This window comes from Cetobacterium sp., from assembly GCF_051653945.1.
Classification (GTDB): Bacteria; Fusobacteriota; Fusobacteriia; order Fusobacteriales; family Fusobacteriaceae; genus Cetobacterium_A.
Window position 1 is genome coordinate 1 of sequence record NZ_JBOFXD010000077.1, and the last position, 19820, is coordinate 19820.

The 19820-nt window shown below is 31.1% G+C and carries 18 protein-coding genes and 4 riboswitches; all 18 genes read left to right on the top strand.

The annotated features are described in order from the left end of the window. On the top strand, positions 1 to 1574 hold a 1574-nt coding region (locus tag ACRC8M_RS08520; protein WP_438528749.1), incomplete at its 5' end, for an efflux RND transporter permease subunit. A gap of 106 nt (positions 1575 to 1680) precedes the next feature. Beyond that, positions 1681 to 1781, top strand: a riboswitch (purine riboswitch). Between the two features lie 267 nt (positions 1782 to 2048). Next, a complete protein-coding gene (gene purE, locus ACRC8M_RS08525; protein ID WP_438528750.1) occupies positions 2049 to 2516 on the top strand; it encodes a 5-(carboxyamino)imidazole ribonucleotide mutase in 468 nt (155 codons plus the stop codon). After that, positions 2503 to 3594, top strand: coding sequence for a 5-(carboxyamino)imidazole ribonucleotide synthase (gene purK / locus ACRC8M_RS08530; RefSeq protein ID WP_438528751.1), 1092 nt, complete (start codon positions 2503 to 2505; stop codon positions 3592 to 3594). Before purE ends, purK begins: the two co-directional genes overlap by 14 nt. A 9-nt stretch (positions 3595 to 3603) precedes the next feature. Then, the gene (locus ACRC8M_RS08535; RefSeq protein WP_438528752.1) at positions 3604 to 7293 is read left to right on the top strand and encodes a phosphoribosylformylglycinamidine synthase; all 3690 of its coding nucleotides are present in this window, start codon (positions 3604 to 3606) and stop codon (positions 7291 to 7293) included. A 24-nt stretch (positions 7294 to 7317) separates the two neighbouring features. Further along, positions 7318 to 8040 (top strand): phosphoribosylaminoimidazolesuccinocarboxamide synthase, encoded by a 723-nt coding sequence (purC, locus tag ACRC8M_RS08540; protein ID WP_023050937.1) that lies wholly within the window; start codon positions 7318 to 7320, stop codon positions 8038 to 8040. Positions 8041 to 8042: 2 nt separating this feature from the next. Continuing rightward, positions 8043 to 9440 (top strand): amidophosphoribosyltransferase, encoded by a 1398-nt coding sequence (purF, locus tag ACRC8M_RS08545; RefSeq protein WP_438528753.1) that lies wholly within the window; start codon positions 8043 to 8045, stop codon positions 9438 to 9440. Between the two features lie 12 nt (positions 9441 to 9452). After that, complete coding sequence (gene purM, locus ACRC8M_RS08550; protein WP_438528754.1) at positions 9453 to 10478, top strand: phosphoribosylformylglycinamidine cyclo-ligase; 1026 nt, start codon at positions 9453 to 9455, stop codon at positions 10476 to 10478. Further along, entirely contained in the window at positions 10472 to 11047 is a 576-nt protein-coding gene (gene purN, locus ACRC8M_RS08555; protein WP_438528755.1) for a phosphoribosylglycinamide formyltransferase, read from the top strand. Before purM ends, purN begins: the two co-directional genes overlap by 7 nt. A gap of 5 nt (positions 11048 to 11052) precedes the next feature. Then, entirely contained in the window at positions 11053 to 12582 is a 1530-nt protein-coding gene (purH, locus tag ACRC8M_RS08560) for a bifunctional phosphoribosylaminoimidazolecarboxamide formyltransferase/IMP cyclohydrolase (RefSeq protein WP_438528756.1), read from the top strand. Between the two features lie 14 nt (positions 12583 to 12596). Then, positions 12597 to 13847 (top strand): phosphoribosylamine--glycine ligase, encoded by a 1251-nt coding sequence (gene purD / locus ACRC8M_RS08565; protein WP_438528757.1) that lies wholly within the window; start codon positions 12597 to 12599, stop codon positions 13845 to 13847. A gap of 80 nt (positions 13848 to 13927) precedes the next feature. Next, complete coding sequence (guaB, locus tag ACRC8M_RS08570; protein ID WP_438528758.1) at positions 13928 to 15385, top strand: IMP dehydrogenase; 1458 nt, start codon at positions 13928 to 13930, stop codon at positions 15383 to 15385. A 45-nt stretch (positions 15386 to 15430) separates the two neighbouring features. After that, entirely contained in the window at positions 15431 to 15868 is a 438-nt protein-coding gene (locus ACRC8M_RS08575) for a fimbria/pilus periplasmic chaperone (RefSeq protein ID WP_438528759.1), read from the top strand. 49 nt (positions 15869 to 15917) lie between these two features. Then, positions 15918 to 15993: riboswitch (cyclic di-GMP riboswitch) on the top strand. 71 nt (positions 15994 to 16064) lie between these two features. Then, on the top strand, positions 16065 to 16439 hold the full coding sequence (locus tag ACRC8M_RS08580; RefSeq protein WP_438528760.1) for a hypothetical protein: 375 nt from the start codon (positions 16065 to 16067) through the stop codon (positions 16437 to 16439). After that, positions 16432 to 16507: riboswitch (cyclic di-GMP riboswitch) on the top strand. (Overlaps the previous gene by 8 nt.) 43 nt (positions 16508 to 16550) lie before the next feature. Then, positions 16551 to 17069 carry a hypothetical protein gene (locus tag ACRC8M_RS08585; RefSeq protein ID WP_438528761.1) on the top strand — a complete coding sequence of 173 codons (519 nt, stop codon included), beginning with the start codon at positions 16551 to 16553 and terminating at the stop codon, positions 17067 to 17069. Positions 17070 to 17090: 21 nt separating this feature from the next. Next, the gene (locus ACRC8M_RS08590) at positions 17091 to 17738 is read left to right on the top strand and encodes a hypothetical protein (RefSeq protein ID WP_438528762.1); all 648 of its coding nucleotides are present in this window, start codon (positions 17091 to 17093) and stop codon (positions 17736 to 17738) included. Positions 17739 to 17756: 18 nt separating this feature from the next. Further along, on the top strand, positions 17757 to 18470 hold the full coding sequence (locus tag ACRC8M_RS08595) for a hypothetical protein (protein WP_438528763.1): 714 nt from the start codon (positions 17757 to 17759) through the stop codon (positions 18468 to 18470). 12 nt (positions 18471 to 18482) lie between these two features. Beyond that, on the top strand, positions 18483 to 19034 hold the full coding sequence (locus ACRC8M_RS08600) for a hypothetical protein (protein WP_438528764.1): 552 nt from the start codon (positions 18483 to 18485) through the stop codon (positions 19032 to 19034). 54 nt (positions 19035 to 19088) lie between these two features. Then, a riboswitch (cyclic di-GMP riboswitch) is annotated at positions 19089 to 19164 on the top strand. 68 nt (positions 19165 to 19232) lie between these two features. Then, positions 19233 to 19802, top strand: a complete 570-nt coding sequence (locus ACRC8M_RS08605; RefSeq protein WP_438528765.1) for a hypothetical protein — start codon at positions 19233 to 19235, stop codon at positions 19800 to 19802. Positions 19803 to 19820: the final 18 nt, after the last annotated feature.

Sequence of the window (19820 nt, forward strand, 5' to 3'; positions counted from 1 at the left end):
ATGTAGATATTACAAAAGAGGGAAAAGTATTTGGAAAAGTAAAATCAATCTATGAAAAAATAATTGAATGGGCGATTTCAAATAGAAAGAAAACAGTAGCATTAGCATTTTTAACATTTATGGTTATGATGATAATAGGGCCAATGTTGACAAGAACAGAGTTCATACCAAAACAAGATTATGGTAGATATTCTGTTGTTTTAGAACTAGAAAAAGGACTTTCTGTTGAAAGAGCAGAAGAGATTACAGAGCAAGCTGTTGAAGTTGTAAAAAATAATCCTTTAACAAAAACATATCTTTCTCTTGTAAAAACAAGTGTAGGTATCGTAAATGTGGATATAGGACCAAAAACTGATAGAGATATATCTATATTCCAAGTGATGGATAATCTAAGACCTGAATTAGAAAAAATACCTGGAATTAAGTTTAACTTAAAAGATGATTATCAGTCTGCTGGTGGAAATAGAGATGTTGAATTTAGAATATCTTCTGATTCATTAGATGTTGCTGAAAACATAGCAAAGCAAGTGCAAGAAAAAATCAGTCAAAATCCTGGAATTATAGATATTACATCAAGTATAGAGCCAGGAAATGTTGAAGCTAGAGTTATCTTAAATAGAGATAAATTAAGAGCACATGGGATCAGTCCATTTGATATAGGTAGAACAATAAGTTACTCTTTCCTTGGAGGAAATAGAGCTACTGGACAAACATTATCTGTAAAAACTGGAACAGAAGAGATTGATGTTTTAATAAGATTACCAAAAGATTCAAGAACTAAGGTTTCAACTTTAGAGGAGTTAAATGTTAGAGGAGCGGATGGTAAATTTGTAAAAGTTTCAGACGTAGCAGATATTGTTATGGCAGAGGGAGCATCAGAAGTAACTAAGACAGATAAGATATTCTATGCATCAGTTTCAGCAAATGATGGAGGAATAGGATTAAGTAAAGTTCAAAGTGAAATTGTAGCTGCATTTGAAGAAACAAACCCACCAAAAGGTGTTTCTTATTCGTGGGGAGGAATGTCACAGTTATTTAACGAAGCAATTGTCCAGATGGGAATGGCTCTTGGAATTTCAATATTCTTAATATATGCTATTTTAGCATCACAGTTTGAGAATTTCTTACTTCCAGGAATTATCTTAGCATCAGTACCGTTAGCGATGATTGGAGTTTATGGTGGATTATTGATTACAAACTCTCCATTTGATATGATGGTAATGATTGGAATAATAATGCTAGCAGGAACCGTTGTTAATAACGCCATAGTTCTTATTGACTTTATTAAGATTTTAAGAGAGAGAGGATATGAACTTAATGACGCAGTAAGAGAGTCGTGTAAAACAAGACTTAGACCAATTTTAATGACGACAATGACTACGGTATGTGGTATGATTCCACTTGCTTTAGGATTTGGAGAGGGAGCGGAGCTATACTCAGGAATGTCTATAGCAGTTATATTCGGTCTGTCATTCTCGACAATATTAACACTAGTAGTAATTCCAGTTCTATATATAACAGTTGAAGACTTTATTGATAGAATGAGAAAAAAATTAAATAAACAAAAAGTATAATAGAAATAAAAATTCTCTGATTTAAAACTCAGAGAATTTTTTTTATAAAAAATAATAGTTGAAAAAAAATGAGCGGTGTGTTAGTATTGAGTTAGAAAAAGTATTAAAAAACAAAATAAATAAAACTTGTATAATAGTTGAAATAAGGTCAACGAGTCTCTACCTGCCACCGTAAATTGGCAGACTACAAGGATAGATTTTAAATATATGTTTTTTTGATATATTTTAAATTTGATCTTGTAGGAAATTACTATTGTAATTTCCTTTTTTTATAGACTTTTTTTGTTGACCTCTAAAATAAAGGAGGAGCCAATCAAATGCTAATAATAATGAGAAAGCAGAGAAAAGAAAAGATAAAAAATAAAAATACTGATAAATGGAACAAGTGTGTAAAAACGCAGATTATTAAAAAGGGATAGTTGTACCTTTTTAGTAATGTGCGTTTTTTATTTTTAACTTTAGGGAGGATAAAGAGTGAAAATAGGTGTAATAATGGGAAGTAAATCTGATTTACCAACTATGAATGAATGTGTAAATGTTTTAAAAGATTTTGGAGTTGAGCATGAGATAAAAATAGTTTCAGCACACAGAACTCCTAATTTAATGTTTGACTATGCGAAAGAAGCTAAAAAAAGAGGACTAGAAGTTATAGTAGCAGGAGCGGGAGGAGCGGCACATTTACCTGGTATGGTTGCTAGTTTAACTGACTTACCAGTTATTGGAGTACCTATTGAAAGTAAAATTTTAAAAGGAATAGATTCACTTTTATCAATTGTTCAGATGCCAGGAGGTGTTCCTGTAGCAACTGTAGCAATAGGTGGAGCTAAAAATGCAGCATTGTTGGCTATAAAAATATTAGCTTTAAAGGATGAAAAGTTAGCAGAGAAAATTGTGAAATATAGAGAAAATATGGAAAGGATGATTTTAGATGAAAAAATCTAGAATAATCGGAATTTTAGGTGGAGGACAACTAGCTAAAATGCTGTGTGATTCAGGAAAGAAATTGAACTGTGAAACAATAATTTTAGATCCCAATCCAGATTCGTGTGGAAGATTTAGTGCTGATGAGCATATTGAAGCTGAATACAACAATAAAGAGAGTTTAAAGAAGTTATGTAAAATTACTGATGTGATAACATATGAGTTTGAAAATGTACCAAGTGAAATAATAGATTATTTAAAAGAAGAGGGTGGAAATGTTCCTCAAGGAAAAAGACCGCTATATTTAAGTCAACATAGAGTTAGAGAAAAAGAGGCAGTAAAACAGATTGGAGTTAAAACTGCAAAATTTAAAGGCGTTAAAAATTTAGAAGAATTAAAGAAAGCTATTGATGAAATTGGATATCCATGTATTTTAAAAACTTGTTCAGGAGGATACGATGGAAAGGGACAATGGAAGTTATTAGAAGAGAAAGATTTGAAAAGTATTAATTGGAATGAAAATGTAGAATATATTTTAGAAGAGATGATTAGATTTGAAAAAGAGGTTTCATGTTTAGTTGTTAGAGGAATAAATGGAGATATAGTAAGTTTTCCAATTGGAGAAAATATCCATAAAAATGGAATTTTAAATAAAACTATAGTTCCTGCAAGAGTATCGAAAGATATTTTAGAAGAAGTGGAGAAAACATCTCAGGAGATTATAAAAAAATTAAATATATATGGACCATTAGGAATAGAATTTTTTATTAAAGAGAATGAAATCTATTTTAATGAAATGGCACCAAGACCACATAATAGTGCACATTATACAATGGATGCGTGTAATTACTCTCAATTTGATATTCATTTAATGGGGATTTTAGGAGAGAAACTACCTGAAATAAAACTTTTAACACAAGTAGTGATGTTAAATATAATGGGTGAAGATCAGGAGAAAGTAAAAAAAATTAAAAAAGAATACAATACAAATGTTCACATATATGGAAAATCAGAGTGGAAAAAAGATAGAAAAATGGGCCATATAAACTATTGTGGTGAAAATCTAGAAGAGCTAATTTTAAAAGCTGATTCATTTTAGGGAGGAATAATGAATAAAAGAGTATTTGTTAAGAAAAAGGATGGATTTCAGGTAGAGAGTTTAGGACTAAAGAGTGAGCTTTTAGAAAATTTGAAAGAGGATAAGATAAATAAAATAGATTTATATAATGTGTATGATATTTTTAATTGTACGGAAGAGGATTTAAATCTTTTAAAAAACAGAGTTTTATCTGAACCAGTAACAGATGACGTTTATGAAGAAGTTGAATTGGTTGGAAAAAAATATTTAGCAATGGAATTTTTACCAGGACAATATGATCAAAGAGCTGATTCTGCAGAGCAGTGCTTAATGTTATTAAATAATAGAGCTGGTGTTCAAATAAAAAGTGGTAAACTTTTAATTTTTCATGGAGAGATAAAAAGTTTTGATAAAATAAAAGATTACTTAATAAATCCTATTGAAACTAGAGAAAAAAAATTAAATGTTTTGACACTAGAGGAAAATGTTGATATAGAACCAGTACCAACTTATGTAGGATTTATAAATAAAAATTCAGAAGAATTAGAAAGTTTTTTATTAGAGCATGGACTAGCTATGACTCTTGAAGACCTAAAACATATTCAAAATTATTTTAGAGATGAAGAGAAAAGAGATCCAAAAGAGACAGAGATAAAAGTTTTAGATACTTATTGGTCTGATCATTGTAGACATACAACTTTTGAAACATATTTAAAAAATATAAAAATTGAATGTGGAGATTTAACAAAAAATATTCAGGATGCTTTTGAAAAATATATAGATATAAGAGCGAAATTAGGTAGAGAAGAAAAACCTTTAACTTTAATGGATATGGCAACAATTGGTGGAAGATATATAAAATCGATAGGTAAATTAGATGATTTAGAGGAATCAGAAGAGATAAATGCGTGTAGCATCGAGATAGAGGTAGATGTTGATGGTAAATTAGAGAAATGGTTACTGATGTTTAAAAATGAAACTCACAATCATCCAACAGAGATTGAGCCATTTGGAGGAGCAAGTACTTGTGTAGGTGGAGCTATAAGAGATCCATTATCAGGAAGGGCATATGTTTATCAAGCTATGAGAGTTACAGGAGCAGGGGATATAACTGAAAGTATAGAGGAAACGTTAGCAAATAAATTACCGCAAGAGAAAATATCTAAAGGAGCAGCTCATGGATATTCTTCATATGGAAATCAGATAGGGCTAACAACTACTTTTGTAAAAGAGATTTATCACAATGGATATAAAGCTAAAAGAATGGAAGTTGGAGCCGTTGTTGGAGCTGTAAAAAAAGAGTATGTAAGAAGAGAAAGCCCTGTTCCAGGTGATGTGGTAATTTTACTTGGAGGAAAAACTGGTAGAGATGGTGTAGGAGGAGCCACTGGATCATCTAAGGAGCATAATGAAACGTCATTAACTAAATGTTCGTCAGAGGTTCAAAAGGGTAATGCACCTGTAGAGAGAAGAATCCAAAGGCTATTTAGAAATCCAGAAGTAACAAAACTTATAAAAAAATCAAATGATTTCGGAGCAGGTGGAGTTAGTGTTGCTATTGGAGAGATTGCAAGGGGAGTAGAGATAAATTTAGATACAGTACCAGTGAAATATTTAGGACTTAATGGAACTGAATTAGCTATATCAGAATCTCAAGAAAGAATGGCTGTAGTAATAGAGGCAAAAGATGTGGAAAAGTTTCAAAGATTAGTTAAAGAAGAAAACTTAGAATCGGCATTGGTTGCTGTAGTAACAGAGGAAGAAAGATTAGTAATAAAATATAAAAATGAAACACTTGTAGATATTTCAAGAGATTTTTTAGATACAAATGGTGTTAGGCAAATTCAAGATGTAAAAGTTGTATCTTCAGAAAAAGAAAATCCATTTTTAGAAAATCAAGTAATGGATATAAAAGAAAAAGTAGAAAAAATTTTACAGGATATGAACGTAGCTTCTCAAAGAGGGATGGTAGAGATGTTTGATGCTTCAATAGGAAGAAGCACTGTGCTTATGCCATATGGAGGGAAGTATCAATTAACTGAATCAGAGGGAAGTGTTCAAAAGCTTCCAACAGATAAATTTACAAATACTTGTTCAATAATGACTTATGGTTATAATCCAATAATATCGGAATATTCTCCATATTTGGGAGCTCAATATGCAGTAATAGAATCTTTAGCAAAAATTGTTGCATTAGGTGGAAGTTATAAAAAAGCAAGATTATCTTTCCAAGAATATTTTGAAAAATTGGGAAAAGATTCAACAAGATGGGGGAAACCTTTTGCTGCATTATTAGGAGGAATTGAAGCACAACTTGAGTTTGAAACTCCAGCTATAGGTGGAAAAGATAGTATGAGTGGAACTTTTAAAGATTTAGATGTACCTCCAACTTTGATATCTTTTGCAGTAACAACAGAGAGTGTAAAAAATATAATATCGTCTGAATTTAAAGAAGCAGGAAATAAAATATATCTAGTAAAAAGTGAAAGACTTTCTGGAGATTTACCAAATTATAAGAGATTAAAAGAAAATTTTGAGCTATTAGAAAATTCAATAAAATCAAAAGAAGTAATATCAGCATCAACAATAAAATTTGGTGGAATAGCAGAAGCTGTTATAAAGATGTCTTTTGGAAATAAAATTGGAGCTAAAATTGAAACAAAAGAAAATCTATTTAATTTAATGCCAGGGGATATAATAGTAGAATCGGCAAAAGAATTAGACTATGGAATTCTTTTAGGAACAACAATTGATGAGAAAATTATTGAATTAAATAAGGAAAAGTTTGAAATCGAGTCTTTAATAAATATATGGGAAAAAAGATACAGTAAAATATATCCATATACAGCAGAAACAACTGGAGAAGTAATTGAAAAAGAATATATTACTAAAAGAGAGTTTAAAGCTAAAAAACTTTATGATAAACCGAAAGTTTTAGTAACAGTATTTCCAGGTACCAATTGTGAATATGATACTAAAAAGGCTTTTGAAAGAGCTGGAGCAGAGGTTGAAATATATGTATTCAATAACTTAGGTGTTGAAGAGATAAAAGAAAGTATAGATACCTTATCTGAAAAAATAAAATCAGCTCAAATATTTATGATTCCTGGAGGTTTTAGTGCAGGGGATGAGCCAGATGGTTCAGGAAAGTTTATAGCAAATATTTTACAAAATAAAAAGATAAAAGAGAGTATGGAAAAATTCTTAGAAAATGATGGGTTGGTACTAGGAATATGTAATGGATTCCAAGCTCTTATAAAATCAGGGTTATTACCTTATGGAAATGTAGATAGTGTAACTAAAGACTCACCAACACTGTTTAGAAATGATATAAACAGACATGTATCAAGAGTAGTTAGCACAAAGATTGTTTCAAATAATTCTCCATGGATGAGCTCATTTACTGTAGGAGAAACTCATAACATACCAATGTCTCATGGAGAGGGAAAATTTGTAGTAAGTGAAGATTTTGCAAAAGAATTATTTGAAAATGGACAGGTAATAACACAATATTGTGATGAAAATAATCAAGTGACAATGGATAAAAATCATAATTTAAATGGGTCAACATACGCAATAGAAGGGATTGTTTCTAAATGTGGAAAAATACTAGGAAAGATGGGACATTCAGAAAGATATGAGGATGGACTATTAAAAAATATAGCTGGAAATAAGATGCAAGATATTTTTACTAATGGAGTTAATTATTTTAAAAAATAAATATTTAAATGGGAGAGTGACCAAATGTTATTAGTAGAAGCAAATAAATTATATGAGGGAAAAGCAAAAAAAGTTTACAAAACAGAGAATCCTAATGAAGTTATTATTTATTATAAAGATGATGCAACAGCTTTTAATAATTTAAAAAAAGGTCAAATACACAATAAAGGAATATTAAATAGTCAAATTACAACATTAATATATGATTATTTAAAGAAAAATGGTGTAGAAACTCATTTGGTAGAAAATTTATCAGAACGAGCTCAACTTTGTAAAAAAGTAGAGATTATTCCACTAGAAGTAATTGTTAGAAATACTCTAGCAGGATCTACTGCAAAACTTTTTAAGATGGAAGAGGGACAAATTTTAGAAAACCCAATATTTGAAATATGTTATAAAAAAGATGAGCTAGGTGATCCAATGATAAATGATTATCATGCAGTTGCTTTGGGACTTGCTACAAAAGATGAGTTAGAAAATATTTATTCTCAAACTAAAAAGATAAATGAACTATTGAAAGATTTATTTGATAAAGTAGGGATTGAGTTAGTGGATTTTAAAATAGAGTTTGGAAAAGATAACGAAGGGAATATTATCCTAGCAGATGAGATATCCCCAGATTGTTGTAGATTATGGGATAAGGAAACTAGAAAAAAATTGGATAAAGATAGATTTAGAAGAGATTTAGGGGATATTGAAGAAGCTTATCAAGAAGTTTTAGCAAGACTAAATAAAATAGTGGGGTAAAAATGATAAAAGAGATAGAGTATTTTTTAAGTGGGAAAATAAATGAAGAGTGTGGAGTATTTGGAGTATTTAATGTAGAGGATGCAGCACAACTAACATACTATGGACTACATTCATTACAACATAGGGGTCAAGAGGGAGCTGGAATAGCTTCCTCTGATGGAGAAAGTATCATTAGAGAAAAAGGAGAGGGGTTAGTAACTGAAGTTTTTAATACAGAAAGAATAGCTAAACTTCCTGGAAATATGTCTATTGGTCATGTTAGATACTCAACAACAGGTGGAGGAGGAATTGAAAATGTTCAACCTATATTAGTTCGTTCTCACACTGGAGATTTTGTAATTGCTCACAATGGAAATATAGTAAATGCAAAAGAATTAAAAATGCAATTAGAAGCAATGGGAAGTATTTTTCACACAACATCAGATAGTGAAATAATAGGACACTTAATTCAGAGAGAAGTTGGGGATTTTCATGAAAAAATACTTAAAGCATTACCTAAATTAGAAGGGGCTTTTTCATTTCTAATAATGAATAACGAAAATCTTTTTGTGATTAGAGATAAAAATGGATTTAGACCTTTATCGATGGGGAAATTAGAGGATGGATATGTGTTTAGTTCTGAAAGCTCGGCTTTTGAAATAGTAGGAGCTGATTATATAAGGGGGTTAAAACCTGGAGAAGTTTTAAAAGTTTCTAAAGATGAGATAGAATCGTTTCAATATATAGATTGTACTCAAGATAAAATGTGCTCTATGGAATACATATATTTTTCAAGACCAGATAGTAGTATAAATGGTTTAAATGTTCATACAAGCAGAAGAAAATGTGGAGCTATACTTGCGAAAGAAAGTCCAGTTGAAGCAGATATAGTTATAGGAGTACCAGATTCATCTCTATCTTCAGCAATGGGATACTCAGATTTCTCGGGAATTCCTTATGAAATGGGACTTGTAAAGAATAGATATGTGGGTAGAACATTTATAAAGCCAAATCAGCACCAAAGAGAACGTGGAGTAAAGATGAAACTTTCAGCTATGGAAGCTGTTGTTAAAGATAAGAGAGTTGTACTTGTAGACGATTCGATAGTGAGGGGAACAACATCTAAACATATAATAAAATTATTAAAGGATGCAGGAGCAAAAGAGGTTCATATGAGAATAGCCTCATCTCCAATAATAAGTCCATGTTTTTATGGAGTGGATACCTCTACATATAGTGAATTGATAAGTACAAGATTGTTGCCAAAAGAATTAGGAGAATATATTGGAGCAGATTCTTTAGCATTTTTATCAAATGATGGAATGGTAGAAGGATTAGGAAAAAATATATGTTTAGCATGTTTTACTGGAAAATATCCAACTAGTATGTTTAGTTTATTAGAAAATTTAAAGAAATAGGGGTCGATAAAAGTGAGTAATAAATATATGGAAGCTGGAGTTAGCTTAGAAGCTGGATATGAATCAGTTAGAAGAATTAAAAGTCATGTTGAAAGAACTAAAGTAAAAGGGGCAATGAATAGTTTAGGAGCGTTCGGTGGAATGTTTGATCTATCAGAACTTGGAATGAAAGAACCAGTTTTAGTTAGTGGAACAGATGGTGTTGGGACAAAATTAATGTTAGCATTTGAAATGGATAAACACGATACAATAGGTCAAGATGTTGTGGCTATGTGTGTAAATGACGTTTTAGTTCAAGGAGCAATGCCATTATATTTTTTAGATTATATAGCTGTTGGGAAAAACTATCCAGAACAGATTGAAGCTATAGTAAAAGGTGTAGCTGATGGATGTGTTAAAGCAGAATGTGCATTAATAGGGGGAGAAACAGCAGAGATGCCTGGAATGTACAGTGAAGGGCATTATGATATAGCTGGATTTACAGTTGGAGCTGTAGAGAAAAAAGATTTAATAACTGGAAAGGATATAAAAGAGGGGGATGTTCTTGTAGGAATATCATCTAGTGGAGTTCATTCAAACGGCTTTTCTTTAGTTAGAAAAATAATAAAAGATGCAAATTTAGATTTGAAAAAGATGTATGAGGGATTTGAAAACTCTTTGGGGGAAGAGTTACTAATACCAACAAAGATATATGTAAAAACAGTAAAAGAGGTTTTAAAAACTATAGATATAAAAGGAATGTGCCATGTTACAGGTGGCGGATTCTATGAAAATATACCTAGAATTATACCTGAGGGGATGGGAGTAGAAATCGATTCTAAAAATATAAATGAGCTTCAAGTATTTAAATTTTTAGAAGAAAAAGGAAATATTCCTAAAGAAGAGATGTTCAATGTATTCAACATGGGAGTTGGATTTATATTTGTTGTATCTAAAGAAAATTTAGATAAATTAGTTGAAAAATTAGAAGAGTTACAAGAAAAGCCAATGATATTAGGGGAAGTTAATAGAAAAGTAGGAGTAGAAATAAAATGGTAAAAATTGCTGTTTTTGCTTCTGGAAATGGTGGGAATTTTCAGAGGATAGTTGAAGCTCAAAAGTCAGGAGAGGGAAAAGGGTACGAAGTTAAACTTCTAATTGTTGATAAAGAGAGTGCATACGCTATAGAAAGAGCAAAGGTGTTGGGGATACCATATTATTTTATTGATCCAAAAGAGTACAGCACAAAAATGGAATTTGAAGAGAAGATTATAGATATATTAAAAGAATCTGAGATAGAATACATAGTTTTAGCAGGATATATGAGGATAATATCACCAATATTATTGGAGGAGTATTTTAATAAAATAATAAATATCCATCCAGCTTATTTACCTGAATTTCCAGGAAAAGATGGTGTTGGGGACGCATATAAAGCTAGAGTAAGTAAAACAGGAGTGACTATTCATTATGTGGATAGTGGAGTTGATACAGGGGAGATAATATATCAAGAAAGATTAAAAATAGATTCTCAATGGGGATTAGAGGATCTTAAAAATAAAATACATGAAATAGAACATAGAATTTATCCTATGATTTTAACAAAGTTATTTAAAAAGGGAGAATAATATAGATGAAACGTGTGTTAATAAGTGTATCTGATAAAACAGGAATAGTAGAATTAACTAAAGAGTTAGTGGAGTTAGGGTATGAAATAATCTCTACAGGTGGGACAAAGAAAACATTAGATGAAGCGGGGATAAAGACATTAAGTATATCCGATATTACAAGTTTTCCAGAAATTATGGATGGAAGAGTAAAAACATTACATCCAAATGTTCATGGAGCATTATTGTGTGTTAGAGATAATAAAAATCATTTAAAAGCTTTAGAAGATAATAAAATAGATTTGATAGATATGGTAGTTGTAAATCTATATCCATTTAAAGAAACGTTAGCTAAAAAAAATGTAACTCACGAAGAGTTAATTGAAAATATAGATATAGGTGGGCCAAGTATGCTAAGATCAGCGGCTAAAAATTACAAATCAGTAACAGTAATAGTTGATCCAAAGGATTATGGAGCAGTGGTTTGTGAATTGAAAGAGGGTGGAGATACACTATTAGAAACAAGAGAGAGATTAGCAGCAAAAGTATTTAGACATACGTCATCATATGATACTTTAATTGCAGAGTATTTAACAAATAAAGTGGAAGAGAAATTCCCAGAAACAATAACTGTAACTTACGAAAAAGTACAAGATTTAAGATATGGAGAGAATCCACATCAAAAAGCTGGGTTTTACAAAAAAAGCTTTGCAGGATACTCTATGGGAAACGCCAAACAATTACACGGGAAAGAGTTATCATATAATAATATCCAAGATGCTAACGCAGCATTAGAAATATTGAAAGAGTTTAAAGAAGCAACTGTAGTTGCAGTTAAGCACATGAATCCATGTGGTGTAGGAAGTGGAAAAAATATAGATGAAGCTTGGAAAAAAGCTTATGAAGCTGATAAAATATCGATTTTCGGAGGAGTTGTTGTAAGTAATTCATGTATAACAAAAATGGTTGCAGAGGATCTATCGAAACTATTTTTAGAAATTATAATAGCTCCAAATTTTGAAAAAGAAGCTTTAGATCTTATTACTCAAAAGAAAAATATAAGAGTACTACAAATTGATATGGAAAGTGAGATTTTAAATAAAATGAAAGTAACATCTGTTATGGATGGAGCACTAATTCAAGAGTTTGATGAGATGAAAGTATCTAAAGATGAACTTATATGTGTAACTGAAAGAAAACCAACAGATGAAGAGATAGAAGCATTGATATTTGCTTGGAATGTTGTAAAACATGTGAAGTCTAATGCAATTGTTGTGGGAAAAGATAACCAAACTATAGGAATAGGAGCAGGACAGATGAATAGAGTGGGTGCTGCTAAAATAGCTTTAGAGCAGGGACAAAAAAAGTGTGAAGGAGCGGTTTTAGCTTCTGATGCGTTTTTTCCAATGGATGATACGGTAGAGTTAGCTGCTAAATTTGGAATTACAGCTATAATTCAACCAGGAGGATCAATAAAAGATAACCTTTCAATAGAAGCATGTAATAAATATGGAATAGCTATGGTATTTACAGGAGTTAGGCACTTTAAACATTAATTTTGGAGGAGTTTATGAAAGTTCTTATAGTTGGAAAAGGTGGAAGAGAACATGCAATTGCATGGAAAGTAAAAGAGAGTGATTTAGTTGAAGAGATATTTATAGCTCCTGGGAATGTTGGTATGGAAAGCCTAGGTACATTGGTTAATATTCCAGAAGAAAAAATAGAAGAGTTAGCAGATTTTGCTCAAAAAAATAGAATCGATTTGACAATTGTGGGACCAGAAAGTGTTCTTGCTTTAGGAATTGTAAATGAATTTGAAAGAAGAGGATTAAAAATATTTGGTCCTACAAAAGAAGCTGCAAAAATTGAATCAAGCAAAGAGTTTGCTAAAAAACTTATGAAAAAATATGGTGTGCCTACTGGAGATTATGAAACATTTACTAATTTGGAGTTAGCAGTAAAGTATGTAGAAGAAAAAGGTGCTCCAATAGTTATAAAGGAGGATGGATTAAAAGCTGGAAAAGGTGTAACTGTTGCATTTTCAATACCAGAGGCAATTGAAGCTTTAGAAATAGCTTTTAGTATCCCTAACAATAAGGTTGTAATAGAAGAGTACTTAGATGGGTTTGAATTTTCTATAATCGCTCTAACAAATGGCGAAACAGTAATTCCATTGGAAATAGCTCAAGATCATAAAAGGGTTTATGATAATGATGAAGGGCCAAATACTGGTGGAATGGGAGTTTACTCACCAGTAGATAAGATTGATTCAAATATAATAGATGAAACTTTAGAAAAAATACTAAAACCAATGGCTAAAGGAATGGCAAAAGATGGAATTTCATTTAGAGGATTTCTTTTTGGTGGAATAATGTTAACAAAAGATGGTGTAAAGACAATAGAGTTTAATGCTAGATTTGGAGATCCTGAAGCTGAGGGGATTCTTCCAAGATTAAAATCAGATTTTGTTAAAGCAATATTGGATTTAATGGAAAATAAAGATGTAAACTTAGAGTGGGATAATAGATATACGGTAGCGGTGGTAATGGCTTCAGAAAATTATCCGAAATCATCGACAATAGGAAGTGAAATAGAGATACCAAAGGATTTGGAATCTGTGGTATTTCACATGGGAACTAGAAAAGTTCATGATAAAATTGAAACAAATGGTGGAAGAGTATTATCTGTAGTAGCTTACGGAAATACTTTGGAAGAAGCAAAAAAGAAAGCTTATTTAGATGTAAAAAAAATAAATTGTGAAAAATTATTTTTTAGAAATGACATAGGTTCAAAAATGTGCTATAATAACGAAAATAAATAAAAAAAGACCTGCACAGTACTAAAAAAAAGTGCAGGTCTTTATTTAAAAATTGGAAAATTGTAATTGGAGGCAGTAGGAAAATGATGAATGGAAAAATAATAAAAGAAGCAATAACTTTTGATGACGTGCTATTAGTTCCAGCGAGATCAGAGGTATTACCGCATGAAGTGAGTTTAAAAACAAGACTTACAAAGGATATCGAATTAAATGTTCCAGTTTTAAGTGCAGCGATGGATACAGTGACAGAAGGAGATTTAGCTATAGCCTTAGCAAGACAGGGTGGAATTGGATTTATCCATAAAAATATGAGTATAGAGGATCAAGCTGCTGAAGTAGATAGAGTAAAAAGAAATGAAAGTGGAATGATAAAAAATCCAGTAACTTTAACTAAAGATTCTACAGTATGGCATGCTGAAGAGATAATGAGAAGATATAAAATATCAGGATTGCCAGTAATTGAAGAGGACGGGTCATTGATTGGTATCATAACAAATAGAGATTTGAAATATAGAAAAGACATGGATCAATTAGTAAGTGATATCATGACTAAAGAGAATTTAGTAACAGCACCTGTTGGAACAACACTGGAAGAAGCAAAAGATATTTTACTAGAAAATAGAATAGAAAAATTACCAATAGTTAATGAAAATGGAAAATTAAAAGGATTGATAACAATAAAGGATATCGATAATTTAGTAGAGTACCCATTTGCTTGTAAAGATTCTCAAGGGAGATTAAGAGTTGGTGGAGCAGTTGGTGTTGGAGCAGATACTTTAGAAAGAGTAAAAGCTTTAGTAGAAGCTGGTGTAGATATAATAACTGTAGATTCAGCACATGGACATTCAAAAGGTGTTATGGAAAAGATAAAAGAGATCAGAGAAAACTTCCCTAAATTAAATATAATTGGTGGAAATATAGTAACTGCTGAAGCGGCTTTAGATTTAATAGAAGCTGGAGTAAATGCTGTAAAAGTAGGAGTAGGACCAGGATCGATTTGTACAACAAGAGTTGTAGCTGGTGTAGGTGTTCCTCAATTATCAGCAGTAAATGATGTATATGAAGTTTGTAAAACAAGAGGTATTGGTGTTATAGCAGACGGAGGAATAAAATTATCTGGAGATATGGTAAAAGCTTTAGCTGCAGGGGCAGATTGTGTAATGTTAGGAGGATTATTAGCAGGAACAACTGAAGCACCTGGAGAAGAGATGATATATGAAGGAAGAAAATATAAGGTATATGTAGGAATGGGTTCAATGGCAGCAATGAAAAGAGGATCAAAAGATAGATATTTCCAAAATGATGCTAAAAAATTAGTTCCTGAGGGAATAGAGGGAAGAGTTTCGTATAAGGGAAGTTTGAAAGATGTTGTTTTTCAATTGTGTGGAGGAGTAAGAGCTGGGATGGGATATTGTGGAACACCAACAATTGAAGATTTAAAAATTCATGGAAAATTTGTGAAAATTACAGGGGCAGGATTAAAAGAGAGTCATCCACATGATATTATTATAACTAAAGAAGCACCAAACTATTCTAAATAGCCATCGGTAAATATTTAAAATAGTAGACAACTGGGGATGATAAAATTGTTTAAAAAGTACGTGCTAAAAATATATGTATTCTTTTTAATGGTTCAAATAAATTTTTCAGCGGGGTTTAACATTTCAGTAGCACCTACAAAAGTTGAAATCAATTTATTAAAAAATAGTGTAGAAGAAATTTATTTAATCAATAATACGGAGAAAACGATGAAGTTGTTATCATACTTTGAAACGCCAACAGAGTTTAAAAATAGTAAATTTGAAAAAATTATAGAGGTGTTTCCGAAAATAGTAACAATTCCACCTAAAGGTGAAAAAGTTGTCAAAGTTTTATATAAGATAAATAAGGAGATAGATCTGAATAAGGAACATAAAACTTATATTATATTTAAAGAATTACCTTATAATTTAAGTGATGAAGATAAAAATAAAATTACAATATATAACGAAATAGGAATAGGTATAACAGGGAAAAAGTATTGACAAAAGAAAAGTAATAAAGTATAATTGTGGTGTATTTAAATTGTAAGAATTAAAATAAAGGTAAAACTGAGGAAACTCAGTGACACAAAGCTATAGGGCCTTTAAAATGGCAGCCAGTTGCAGTATATAAAGAAGTTAATACTACTTTATTTTAATTTAAAATTGAATTTTATTATTGAATTTTAGGAGGATTAAAATGAAGAAAGTTTACTTCGCTATATTTTTTGTATTAAATTTTTTAGGAGCATTAGCTTCAACAGGAACATCAGTTGATGTTTCAACAACATTAAGACTAGTGAACACAACAAACATGGAGTGTTCAAAGATAATAGATTCAGATAAAAATGTTAAATTCAAAGTTTCAGGATTAGAATCAGATAAAGTTGTAGTTTCAATTAAAGAATCTGAAGATGGAAAAATTCAATTGAGTGATTTATCAGGAGAGAAAATATTAGTTGATTTAAACTCTAAAATAACATACAACAACGAAAAAGTTGTAGGGGATATAGCTTTAGGTAATACTGAGAAGGATTTAAAAGGAAAAATGACAATAAGAGTAATGTATAATTAATATGCAAAATATGGGAAACTATATGACGCAAAGCTAAAGGGTCTTTAAAATGACAGCCAGCTGCACTAATAAATTAGTGCAGCTTTTTTTTTGAAAAAAGGAGGAGCTATAATGTTTAAAATTATAATGATGTTATTATTGACAATAGATATTCTTGCAGGACCAAGTTTCTCTAAGATAGAGCTTTATTCATATGTAGATGTAGTATCTAGTGGAATTATAATAACATCTGGTGGTATAAATTTAAATCATGAAACTCCAAACTCAGATTCAAAAGTAGAATCAACAATAGATATAAAGACATTTGCTCCAGACGGAGTTGTTCTAGATGGATTGAGAATGGAGGTCACTTTAAAATCCTCATCAACTAGTGGAAATAATTTAGTTTTAGGTGGAGATACCTCTAAAGTTATTCCACATAGATTATCAGCAGTATTAGGTGGAGTAAAAGAAAGTAAAACTATTATGGTAGAGGGCGATAAAAAGACAGCTTCAGCTATAGTTGAGGGATGTGATCAAGTGGTAAAGTTAAAAGCTGTTTCAGAAGTGAGCAAAGCTGCTATGGCAAATAAACCTAAAGGAGAGTATACTAATACTTCTACGATTTCAATAAAAATCTTAGCTAATTAATCAAAATTAAGGAGGTGGAGAGTGAGAAAGAGAATAATTCTATTGATGATTTTGTTGACTAAAGTATCATATCCAAAGATGGATTCAAATATTAAAAGTATTCCTAAAGAAATAAGTGTAGATATAATAGCGGAAGTTAATAAATTTATAACTATAGTAGGTGAAAATGGAAGTGACCTAAGAAAACTAGAATTTTATCATGGAAGTTGGGATGCGGTAAATCTAGGAAGGGTAAGTGAAAAACACCAAGAGTTTTTTGTAAAGGGAGCTCCAGAAAGGGGGAAAATAAAATTTCAAATAGATGGAGAAAAAAGAAGTAAAGCCTACTTAGTCCATGAAAAATTTAATAATATAGACTTGAATGGCAATGAGGGTTCGTGGAATCGACCGCCTAATGAGAAATATAATGGAGTTATACTCCCACATCAATATCATCTGAATATAGAAAGTGGAGCAAAAGTTAATACAGGATCTTCTGAGTTATCATATGAGGCAAATTATAGTAATTCGGGTGGAATAAGTGTTAGTTCAGCAGAATTTGAGATAACTAATAGTGAAGTAGAACTGAAGATGACATCCGCTTTAAGCGGTCATGATACGGTAATAGAGAGGTATCCAGGTAGGTATTTTAATAGTAGCACACTTACTATTACAATTACTCAGCAATAAAATAAAAGGAGGGAAAAGATGAGAAAAAGAATTTGTTTTATATATTTTTTTATTCTAAGTTTAGTAGCGTTTAGTTTTCAAATGAGCCCCATATTTTTTGAGAAAAGAATAGATGATGGGAAAGGATTTAGAGAGTTCTATTTTCCAAATACAGGGAATAAAACAATAAGGTATAAGTTTACGCCATTACCTGGAAGTTCACATAGAGGGGATATGAGTAAGTGGGTGGAGTTGTATCCAAAAGTTTTGACTATAAAACCAGAGCAAGTAGGAGTTTTAAAAGTTTTTGTTCAAGCACCAAAAGGAACTCCTGAAGGAGAGTATGGATTTTTATTAGATTCGCTACCAATAGAAGTGCTAGATAAAAGTGAAGAAAGTTCAGATATAAAAGCAGCATCAGCAGTTAAGATAAGAGCTGCGATAGAGTTAGTTGGATATGTTGGGGATATTAAGCCACAACTAAAACTTGAACAAAGTAAAGTGTATTTAAAAGATAAAAATGTTAATTTAGACCTTTCTTTTAAAAATCTAAGTGATAAAAGAGGCGTGGAATTAACAGCTGTTATAAAAGGTAAAAATGATAAAGTGTTGAGAAGAGATTTGGGAAGAATTGGAAAAAATGGAGAGGTAAAAACAACTATTGACTTGAAAGGGATGAGTGAAAAAGATCCGTATGAGATAGAGTTGATTGAAGCTTCTACTAATATAAGTATTTTAAAAGCAAAAATATAAAAGGGAAATACTATGAAAATACAAATTATGATTGGTTTATTTTTTATAGGGTTGACACTTAAAGGCGAAATAAAGAGTATATACTTGGAAACAAATTTAACTCTAATTGGAAATGGAGTTGTGATAACTCCAGATGAATCTGGAACGACATCAGGTAAAATATATTTAGAGCACGGAACGAAAAAAGTGGTATCAAATTCTGAGGCTTCTCAAATAGCGTATATAAAGTCAACAGTTGGAGCGTTACCTGAAGGGATACTAGTAAGAGTGGGATTAGATGCAGATAAAATAAATAAGAATGATTTGAGTGTAAATGGGATAGGAACATCACAAGCTGTAAAAATGGCTCATACTTTAACAGGAACCATAGAAAATGGATTAGTTAAAAAAAATATTTTGAGCATTTCAGGGAATACATTAAATGATAATATTGAGGTAACGACAACAAAAGATATTTTAAAAGTCAACTTAATATCAGCTATATCAGAGGAAGAAATGACTGGTAAAACTGCAGGAATATATAAGAATGTATCACATCTGTCAGTAGTGGTTTTAGCGAAATAAAAAAGTTGACAAAAATAAAAAAATGGTTTATAATTACCTCATATATAAACTGGAAATAAATAACGGCAAAATACAGGAAACTGTATGACGCAAAGCTAAAGGGTCTTTAACATGACAGCCAGCTGCACTAATACTATTAGTGCAGCTTTTTTATTGGAATTAAAAGAAAAACAAAAAATTAATGTTGGAGGAATTATTATGAAAAAGGGATTATTATTAGGATTATTAGTGTTATCATCAATGGCAATGGCAGCAGAATCATCAACAACGACAATAGACATACAGACACAACTAAAGATAGAAGATACTGGAATTATAGTTACGCCAGGTGACGACGGAACAGAAGGGGATGCTCTAGTGTTAGATCACGGAACTCCAGATAAAACAGGAGATTCAACAGCTATAGGGCCGAAACCAGTGGTTATAAAAACTGCTAGTGGACCATTACCTGCTGGAAGAAAATTAAAGTTGGACTTAGATGCATCAAAAGCTAGTGCTAATGATCTAGTAGTAGATGGGGGTAAAACTTCTATAGAAAGAATAGCTCATACATTAACAGGATTAATAGAAGATGCAACGATAGAAAATGGTAAGAATTCTCTAACAATAGCAGGAGGTAATACTAATGATACAGGTACAGTAACAACGAATGGAAATTCTGTAAAGGTTAATTTTAAATCAACAGTACAAAAAGATGAGTTACTTGGTAAAGCTATAGGAAACTATGCAAATACTTCAACATTATCAGTAACGGTTTTAGCAAATTAATTACTACTTTTAAATATT

Bases quoted from the DNA above. Each gene is read 5' to 3' on its own strand.
- ACRC8M_RS08605 (WP_438528765.1), top strand. From the start codon at position 19,233: ATGAAAAAGGGATTATTATTAGGATTATTAGTGTTATCATCAATGGCA.
- purC (WP_023050937.1), top strand. From the start codon at position 7,318: ATGTTATTAGTAGAAGCAAATAAATTATATGAGGGAAAAGCAAAAAAA.
- ACRC8M_RS08600 (WP_438528764.1), top strand. From the start codon at position 18,483: ATGAAAATACAAATTATGATTGGTTTATTTTTTATAGGGTTGACACTT.
- ACRC8M_RS08580 (WP_438528760.1), top strand. From the start codon at position 16,065: ATGAAGAAAGTTTACTTCGCTATATTTTTTGTATTAAATTTTTTAGGA.
- purK (WP_438528751.1), top strand. From the start codon at position 2,503: ATGAAAAAATCTAGAATAATCGGAATTTTAGGTGGAGGACAACTAGCT.
- purN (WP_438528755.1), top strand. From the start codon at position 10,472: ATGGTAAAAATTGCTGTTTTTGCTTCTGGAAATGGTGGGAATTTTCAG.
- ACRC8M_RS08585 (WP_438528761.1), top strand. From the start codon at position 16,551: ATGTTTAAAATTATAATGATGTTATTATTGACAATAGATATTCTTGCA.
- ACRC8M_RS08535 (WP_438528752.1), top strand. From the start codon at position 3,604: ATGAATAAAAGAGTATTTGTTAAGAAAAAGGATGGATTTCAGGTAGAG.
- guaB (WP_438528758.1), top strand. From the start codon at position 13,928: ATGATGAATGGAAAAATAATAAAAGAAGCAATAACTTTTGATGACGTG.
- ACRC8M_RS08595 (WP_438528763.1), top strand. From the start codon at position 17,757: ATGAGAAAAAGAATTTGTTTTATATATTTTTTTATTCTAAGTTTAGTA.
- purH (WP_438528756.1), top strand. From the start codon at position 11,053: ATGAAACGTGTGTTAATAAGTGTATCTGATAAAACAGGAATAGTAGAA.
- purF (WP_438528753.1), top strand. From the start codon at position 8,043: ATGATAAAAGAGATAGAGTATTTTTTAAGTGGGAAAATAAATGAAGAG.
- purD (WP_438528757.1), top strand. From the start codon at position 12,597: ATGAAAGTTCTTATAGTTGGAAAAGGTGGAAGAGAACATGCAATTGCA.